Source organism: Bacillus sp. L_1B0_5, from assembly GCF_000836715.1.
Taxonomy (GTDB): Bacteria; Bacillota; Bacilli; order Bacillales; family Bacillaceae_G; genus Bacillus_A; species Bacillus_A thuringiensis_S.
This window is the reverse complement of record NZ_JXIS01000215.1, coordinates 1-2541: the sequence shown is the minus strand read 5'-3', so window position 1 is coordinate 2541 and position 2541 is coordinate 1. Positions and strand designations below refer to the sequence as shown.

The following is a 2541-nucleotide window of genomic DNA, read 5'->3' as shown; positions in this document are numbered from 1 at the left end:
TTTGTCCATTATTTGCACCAGAACCTGATAACGCAGTGATTGAATCTTTTCATAGTGTATAAAAAAAAGAATGGGTCTATCCGAAAAAATATAGAACGCGAGACGAAGCGAAATCCAGTATTTTTAAATATATTGAAGTGTTTTACAATCGAAAACGTAGCCATTCTGCACTGAAGTATGTATCACCGATTCAATTTAAAAGAGGTTCTATGAAAAGCAACAATCTCAAGCTGCTTAACGAATAAAATGTCTCTGTTTAATGTGTCTATTTTCTTGACATAACACCAGATATTTCGCAAAGTTTATATGGCTCATATTAAGCGATACAAGCTCTTGCAAAGACAACCCATAGTTTACTACTAAATTTATAATACAAACGTTTCTATCCATAATAAGAGGGCGATATTTAGCTTGTCTTTCCGTTAGCCCTTTTGTTGATAGGACAGTTTGTTTTAAAAGCTTTTCTTCCATTTCGGTAATAAAATCATTATCATTTAGTGATTGATCAGGAATCAAAGAGAGATTAATACCATCCAATGGACTAACTATGCATAAAAACATGTGTAACTTCTTTAAAACCACCCATATTCTGTGTCTTGTTTTCTGAGAATATTTACGCTTGTCTTCTAACTCAGAGAAATACGTCTGATAATCCGCTTCAGAAAGTTCACTCCATGATTTGATATGTAGAAGTTTTTTATTTGCTCTTAACCACTTATAAAAATCTTTAATATCGTAAGCATAACGTTAAATCGTGGATTGTTTCCGTCCTTTTTCTATTAAATAAGCAGAAAAGGCTGCTAATGTTTCTTCTAAATTAATGTTTTTGCTCATTATAATCACCTAATTTCTTAGGATATATTATAACAGAAAATAAGTGAAAGACCTGCTACCGCCCTTTGCTTTTTTGATATGTTGATTATTATTTACAAAGCCAAATGAATGTGGCTATCATAATACTCCAAAAGGGAACTACCAATATTAGTCCCCAAAATATCCCTTTGAAAAATCTAATCTCGTTATAGGTATCTATATCTAAGTAAGTCGTATCTTTAAGTACAGTCATGTTTAATCCTCCAAATATGAATTGTTTACTAAAATGAAAAAAGGACAAACCTCGCCCTGGTAGGGATACGTAGGTTTGTCCTTTAGTATGTGGGTAATGATATGTTTATTTTCCATTATTATAACGTAATTTACAAATATTTTCAATTAGGTTGGACATCTTATTAACAATCATACTAGTTGTATTAAAAATCTATTATAAATATATATCTTATATATTAAAAAGAAATAAAGACAAAACTATTATAGGTTATCAAAAATAGAGGAAAGATCTACTCACACAAGGGAAAATTTGATGTTAGAACGTAAAAAATCATAAATAGTAGAAAATGTAGCCGGAAATTCAATGATTATTAGACTATCAATTCTACAAAAAAGCATAAAGAGAATTATATATTTCTACATGAAATCGGAAAGAAATTGATACAAATCACTTTATATTTATCCAACTATAGAAATAGGCTTTATTTTCTTTATTTTGTTAAATACAGCAATATCTAACGTTCAATTACCCACATTTTATCCAGATTAGGCTGCTATTTGTTAACATTACTCAGTATTTACACATAACTCACATTATTATTGATGATTTTTATTAGATAAATACAGCGACACTAGTAGTTACAATAATGTTAGGAAAATATTATTCACATTCAAGTATATTTTTCCTCATATCCACTATTTTTATTATTTTTCTTCTGATTTTTTGTAGGTATTATGAGATAGGTTTTACTACTTTAAAAGAATACTCCCTAGCACTATGTGGAGAGTTCTATAATGCTAGAAGAGAATTTGTATAGAAGTGCATAAAAAAAGACCTCATTTTACATGAAGTCCTTCTGATTTTGTATTTATAAATAGAGTAGTAGAAAAGGAGTATGAATGAAACAACTACGAATAGCCCTCTAATTTCGATTTTTTCAAAAATAGAGAGCTCTTTACTATTATTTTGTTTCCATTGCGTGTAGCACCTGATCTGGAGCTGTTATTGTTACTCCAGCACGTACTAAACGTTCGAAGGTACGCATAAACTCTAGTAAATTAAACTGCTTTGGTAGTTCAATAACACGAAGTTTTTCTTGTGGCAGCTTATCAATTGCCTCGATAAACCATTCACGAACATCACTTGGAATCGTGCGTTCTTTATGACCACGAACTTTTAGTTTTTCACGCATTTCAATTTCTAAAGCGATATATGCATGGAGATTAACACCCTGATCATATGCATATTTTCTAAATAACGTTTCTTCCTGGTATTTTAGATAATTACGGTAATAAGACTCTTCCGTCACTGGTACTGCAAATTTCTGCTTCAGTAGTGCATGCACATTCTTAAACATTCTCTTAATGTTATGAAGAGAGTACATAGAATAATGTAGACCAAAATTAAAGACAGCTTGCTCACGGTCACTATTTCTCTCTTTTGGTATATGCTGCGCAATAAGAGGATAGATACCTTCTTTTGCTGCTGTATCG

3 pseudogenes are annotated in these 2541 nt (G+C 30.9%); 1 reads left to right on the top strand and 2 read right to left on the bottom strand.

Annotated elements, in window-relative coordinates:
* Positions 1 to 89: 89 nt before the first annotated feature.
* Positions 90 to 245 (top strand): annotated as a pseudogene (locus RT27_RS35050) (IS3 family transposase); the annotation flags it as partial.
* A 43-nt stretch (positions 246 to 288) separates the two neighbouring features.
* On the opposite strand, the pseudogene RT27_RS31935 reads toward RT27_RS35050, so the two are convergent.
* A pseudogene (locus tag RT27_RS31935) lies at positions 289 to 834 on the bottom strand (site-specific integrase); the annotation flags it as partial.
* A 1175-nt stretch (positions 835 to 2009) separates the two neighbouring features.
* Positions 2010 to 2541 (bottom strand): annotated as a pseudogene (locus tag RT27_RS31930) (hypothetical protein); the annotation flags it as partial.